At 30.2% G+C, this 5,802-nt stretch carries 4 protein-coding genes and 1 pseudogene; 1 reads left to right on the top strand and 4 read right to left on the bottom strand.

Translation table 11 applies throughout. From position 1 onward, the window contains the following. Nucleotides 1-48: 48 nt before the first annotated feature. The 3 genes from tilS to RMN92_RS06585 all read right to left on the bottom strand — a co-directional run bounded on the left by tilS (nucleotide 49) and on the right by RMN92_RS06585 (nucleotide 4,206). Nucleotides 49-1,356: a tRNA lysidine(34) synthetase TilS gene (gene tilS, locus RMN92_RS06595; RefSeq protein ID WP_309608669.1), complete on the bottom strand. Its 1,308-nt coding sequence runs from the start codon at nucleotides 1,354-1,356 to the stop codon at nucleotides 49-51. Between the two features lie 2 nt (nucleotides 1,357-1,358). Then, entirely contained in the window at nucleotides 1,359-2,522 is a 1,164-nt protein-coding gene (locus RMN92_RS06590) for an ATP-binding protein (RefSeq protein ID WP_309608668.1), read from the bottom strand. A 385-nt stretch (nucleotides 2,523-2,907) separates the two neighbouring features. Beyond that, entirely contained in the window at nucleotides 2,908-4,206 is a 1,299-nt protein-coding gene (locus RMN92_RS06585) for an anthranilate synthase component I family protein (protein WP_309608670.1), read from the bottom strand. Nucleotides 4,207-4,401: 195 nt separating this feature from the next. Here RMN92_RS06585 and RMN92_RS06580 point away from each other — a divergent pair, with 195 nt between their 5' ends. Beyond that, a complete protein-coding gene (locus RMN92_RS06580; RefSeq protein ID WP_309608667.1) occupies nucleotides 4,402-5,307 on the top strand; it encodes a DUF4349 domain-containing protein in 906 nt (301 codons plus the stop codon). Between the two features lie 46 nt (nucleotides 5,308-5,353). On the opposite strand, the pseudogene RMN92_RS06575 reads toward RMN92_RS06580, so the two are convergent. Next, a pseudogene (locus RMN92_RS06575) lies at nucleotides 5,354-5,802 on the bottom strand (dihydrolipoyl dehydrogenase); the annotation flags it as partial.

Here is a 5,802-nt window from a genome sequence, read left to right as displayed (position 1 = left end):
TATTGGCATAAGCCAAAAAAGTAAGTAATAAACAAAGTATTTTTTTCATTATTGTAATGCTATTTTTAGGGTATTTTTTGTTGTGGTTTCTATTTTAAATCTATTGTCTTGACGCATTCCAATAATCCAAACTATTTGATTATCAGAACATAAAATCCAAATATTTTGTTTTTCAAGTATAGATAATTTTTCATCTTTAAAAAATTTACTTACTTTTTTCGACTTTCCATCCATTCCAAATGGCTTAAAAATATCGCCTTCTTGCCATTTTTTGATTTCCAATGGATATTGCAATTTATCTTCATCAACAAAGATAGTATTTAGATTGGTTTCTGAAATTTCATTTACTTTACAAATGGATATATTTAAGGGAATTTTAACTTCTTTTTGATTTTTTTTAATGAAGTAAATATTGGCGTCTAATTTATTTTTTTCTGATAAAATCAAGAAATTACGGTTTTTTAATAATACAAAATCATTAGATAAAACTTGTTTTCCTGTTTGTGCATCAATCAAATCATAAATATCTTGCCAAGCTGAAAAATGATATTCTGAAAACCATTGGTACAAATAAGATTTATAATTGGGTAATTGTTTTAATTTTTTTAAATCAAAGTGAATTTCATTTCCTATTTCTTTGGCTACTTGTTGGTAAATCATAATTGAAGCATCTTCTGCCATATTTTGCGCTTCTTGCAAATAATTTTGTGTTTTTTGAAAAGAATTCAAAAAATTTGAATTCAATTCTTTTAAAATTGGAACAATATGGTGCCTGATTTTGTTTCGTAAATATTTATCGGAAATATTGCTAGAATCTTCACGCCATTTAATATTGTTTTCTTTGGCATAATCTTCAATTTCATTTCGTGAAAAAATTAAAAGTGGACGAATAATTTTTTCGTTTCGTTCTGGAATTCCAGTCAAACCATCCAATCCAGTGCCACGAGTAAGATTAATTAAAAAAGTTTCTACGTTGTCATCCAAATGATGGGCTGTGAGCAAATAATCATATTTTTTGGTTTCTAAAAGTTCATAAAACCAATCGTAACGCAATGTTCTCGCAGCAACTTGGGTTGATAATTTATAATCTTTTGCAAAATTTTCGGTATCAAATTGGGTTATAAAAACCAGAATTTTATTTGTTTCAGCATACTCTTCAATAAAATTTTGATCATTAAAACTTTCCAATCCTCGAAGTTGAAAATTACAATGCGCCATAGCAATATTAAAATTCATTTTTTGAAATAAATCGACCATAACCATACTGTCGACGCCACCACTTGTTGCCAAAAGGAGTTTTTTATCTTTTAAAAAAGAAAAATTTGCAGATAAATGATTTTCAAGTTTTGATAGCATATTCAAATGTAATTATTTATATCTTTCCAAGACACTACTTCTGCAATAGTTCTTTTTTGATTGTCTAAACCTGCATAAACCAGTGTTTGACTTTTGATTGTGTCTTTAGCCAAGGCTGAAAAATAGTTTAATCCTTTAAACAAATCTGCTGAAATAGTTTTTGTAGATTTTATTTCAATAACATTGAGCGTGTCATCATCCTGTCGAATTAAATCTACTTCATGACCAGCGGAATCTCGCCAAAACCAGAATTCTTGCATTTGATTCTGATGGTAATTTTGTTTTATATATTCAGAAACAATCATATTTTCAAAAATATTCCCTTTGTATGAATGCGTTCTTATTTGATTTGCATCTTTTATTTTTAACAAATGACACAACAATCCAGTATCATAAAAAAATAGTTTTGGGCTTTTTATAACCCGCTTGTCAAAATTTTTGTGATAGGGTTGTAGCAAAAAAAGAATATAGCTACTTTCCAAAACTGAGATCCAAGATTTTGCAGTTGGTTGCGTAATTCCACATTCATTTGCTAACGAATTCAAGTTAAGTAATTGCCCAGCTCTCGAAGCACACAAACTTAAAAATATTCTGAAAGTTCTCATATCGCGAATATTAATAATCTCTGCAATGTCTCGTTCCACATAGGTTTGTATGTAATTATTGTAAAATGTTCTTGACGGAATATCGCGATCAAAAATAGCTGGATATGAACCTTTTAACATAGCATCTACATAATCTTTGGCTAATAAATTAGCAGATTTCAATTCCCAAAAATCAAAAGGGAACAACTTAAAAAGCGCTACTCTTCCTGCCAGACTTTGAGTTATATTTTTTAAAAGAAGAAAATTTTGTGAACCAGATAGAATAAATTGCCCCATAATTTTGCTTTCATCTACAATAGTTTGAAGATAGGAGAACAGTTCTGGAACGCGTTGTGCTTCATCAAAAATACAATATTTCGAATATTTTTCAAAAAATCCTTTCGCATCTTCTTGTAAAAATGCTCTAGTATCAGGATTTTCTAAACTGATATATTGATAGTCAGGAAATAATTCACGCAACAAAGTAGTTTTACCCGATTGTCTTGGCCCAGTGAGGGCTAATATTGGATATTTATTTTTATAAAATAAAATTGATTTTACTATTTGTCTTTTTATTGCCATAAAGTATTGATTATTAATTACAAATATAGTACTTATTTTGAATATACAACACTTATATTTTGAATATACAACACTTATATTTTGAATATACAACACTTATATTTTGAATATACAAGACTTTTATTTTGAATATACAAGACTTTTATTTTGAATATACAAGACTTTTATTTTGAATATACAACACTTTTATTTTGAATATACAACACTTTTATTTTGAATATACAACACTTTTATTTTGAATATACAACACTTTTATTTTGAATATACAAGACTTTTATTTTGAATATACAACACTTTTATTTTGAATATACAAGACTTTTATTTTGAATATACAACACTTTTATTTTGAATATACAACACTTTTATTTTGAATATACAACGTTGTTTAATCTAAAACTTTCAACATCGCACTTGCTTTTAATAAACATTCTTCATATTCATTTTCTGGAATTGAAGCCGAAGTTATAGCACTTCCAACCGAAAAAGATACATATTTTTCTTCAGAATTATACAGTATACTTCGTATAACAACGTTAAAATCAAAATCGCCAGTAGGAGTGAAGTAACCCATTGCACCACTGTATAATCCGCGTTTTGTTTCTTCCAAATTTTCAATAATTTGCATTGCCGAAATTTTTGGTGCGCCTGTCATACTTCCCATTGGGAAAGTTGTTTTAAGAATATCAATTGGTGAAGTGGTATGTAAAACTTCCGACGTAATAGTCGAAATCATTTGATGTACTTGTTTGAAAGAATACACTTTGTACAATTCTTCAACTTGAACAGATCCTTTTTCTGCTGTGTGCGACAAATCATTTCTAACCAAATCGACAATCATAATATTTTCTGATCGTTCTTTTGGATCTTGTGACAATTGGATTTTAGATTTTTCATCTAATTTACTATCAGAAAAACGCTTTGAAGTTCCTTTTATAGGTTGAGAAATAATTTTGGTTCCTTGTTTTCGCAAATACCTTTCAGGTGAAGCAGAAAGTAAATAATTGCTCTTGTTTTTAAAGAAAACAGAAAACGGTGCTTCCGAAATAGCATTTAATTTTTGATAAAATTCCAATGGATTGATAAATGCATTTTCTGCAAAAAATTCCATACAAAAATTCGCTTCGTAAATATCTCCTCGATGAATGTGCGAAAGCATATCGGTTACTTTTTGAATATAATTTTGTTTTGAAATTTTTTCAGTAATTTTTATTTCTGACGACTCCCGATAGCTGTCGGGACTGAACACTGATGGCTGATCACTAATTTCAGAAAAATCTTCATCAACTTCATCATCGCACATATTCAAATAACAAATTTCTAGTTGATTTCCTTTTAATAAAAATAACTTTTTAGGCTGAAAAAAGAATAAATCTGGAAAGTGTAAACCATCAAAATTGTTGGATTGTAAATCTTCAATGTTATTTTTCAAATCATAAGACAAATAACCAAAAAGCCAATCTCTTGATTGCGACTGGTATTGTTTTAAGTCTTCAAAAGCGTTGTGAAAATCTGTTTTTATGGATGTAAATGCATCGACGGCAAGAACACAATCGTAGCTTGAATACAGTTGTGGATAATTATTGCTATCCAAAAAAACAATTTCTCTAAATTGTTGCGCCCAATTTAAAAGTTGATGTTTGAGCAAATTCTGATCTTGAATATCTTTAAAAATGGATGTTCTCAAATTGGTTCTAAATATTTCAGCCAAATTACAACATTTTGATTTTTAAAGATAATTTTTGGCACGATTTTTATTGTAACATAAAATATCCATTAACACATAAATTCATTATAAATTATTGATTGAAAATTACGCTAAAATTATTTCCATTTAAAATGTAATCTCAATTAATTATTAATATTTAAAAATGAATTTCTTATGAAAACAATTCCAAAAGTTGGTTTAACCTTGCTCATAGTGGGTTTGGTATTTTCTTGTAAAAATGGTGGGGAAAAATCTGAAAATGCTTCTTCAGCAGAAGAATCTGTCGAGACAACATCTGAAGCCAAAGACGCGACATCATCATCGGCAGCAGCCGAACCCCAAAAAACCAATAGGAAATTTATAAGGAAAGCTGATATAAAATTTAAAGTAAAAAATGTACCTAAGTCAACTTACGCCATTGAAGACGCAACTACAAAATTTGGCGGATTTGTAACTTATACCAATTTGCAAAGTACAATTTCCGAAAAAAACGAAACTAAAGTAAGTCAAGACAGCACACTTGAAACTACCAAATATATTGTGGAAAACAATATTACAATTCGAGTGCCAAATACTCGTTTGGATACCGTTATTAAAACCATTGCAAAGCAAGTTGATTTTTTAGATTATCGATTAATTACAGCCGATGATGTATCGCTGGAAATATTAAAAAATCAAATGGTACAAAATCGAAGCAACACCTCTGAAAAGCGAATTGAAAAAGCCATTAATGAAAAAGGCAAAAAATTAAATAATATTATCGATGCTGAGGATTATTTGAATGATAAAAAAGTGCAAAATGACAATAGTAAACTCGAGAATTTATCATTAAAAGACCAAGTCAGTTTTAGTACTTTGACGTTGCAAATTTACCAGCGAGAAACGGTAAGGCAAGAAATGATTGCCAATGAAAAAAGCAGCAATGCTTACAGACCGAATATTGGTTTGCAAATTTGGGATAGTCTGAAAACGGGCTGGTTTATGCTGGAAGCCATTATTGCATTTGTGGTGCAACTTTGGGGAATTGCACTCTTAGGATTTCTGACTTGGTTTGGGTATAAAAAATTTTTGAAGAAGTAAAAAGCAAACCTGGCAGGTTTTCAAAACCTGTCAGGTTTATTAGTTTTTATACATGCAATGCTCTATTCTCTGTTGCAGCCAACGCGGCTTCTTTTATAGCTTCTGCAAATGTTGGATGTGCGTGAGACATTCTGGATATGTCTTCGGCTGATGCTCTAAATTCCATTGCAATAACAGCTTCCGCAATTAAATCTGCAGTTCTTGCGCCAATCATGTGAACACCTAGAACTTCATCTGTTTTTGCATCGGCAAGGATTTTTACAAATCCGTCCAAATCGCCACTTGCTCTGGCTCTTCCCAAAGCTTTGAAAGGAAAACTTCCTGATTTGAATGCAATTCCAGCAGCTACTAATTGTTCTTCTGTTTGGCCAACAGAGGCAACTTCTGGCCAAGTATAAACCACTCCAGGAATTAAATTATAATTAATGTGTGGTTTTTGACCCGCCAAAATTTCGGCAACCATCACACCTTCTTCTTCTGCTTTGTGGGCTAGCA

It is taken from the genome of Flavobacterium sp., assembly GCF_031363805.1.
Lineage (GTDB): Bacteria > Bacteroidota > Bacteroidia > Flavobacteriales > Flavobacteriaceae > Flavobacterium.
The sequence above is the reverse complement of the archived record's forward strand: the minus strand, read 5'-3'. Positions and strand labels throughout refer to the sequence as shown.

Bases quoted from the DNA above. Each gene is read 5' to 3' on its own strand.
- RMN92_RS06590 (WP_309608668.1), bottom strand. From the start codon at position 2,522: ATGGCAATAAAAAGACAAATAGTAAAATCAATTTTATTTTATAAAAAT.
- RMN92_RS06580 (WP_309608667.1), top strand. From the start codon at position 4,402: ATGAAAACAATTCCAAAAGTTGGTTTAACCTTGCTCATAGTGGGTTTG.
- tilS (WP_309608669.1), bottom strand. From the start codon at position 1,356: ATGCTATCAAAACTTGAAAATCATTTATCTGCAAATTTTTCTTTTTTA.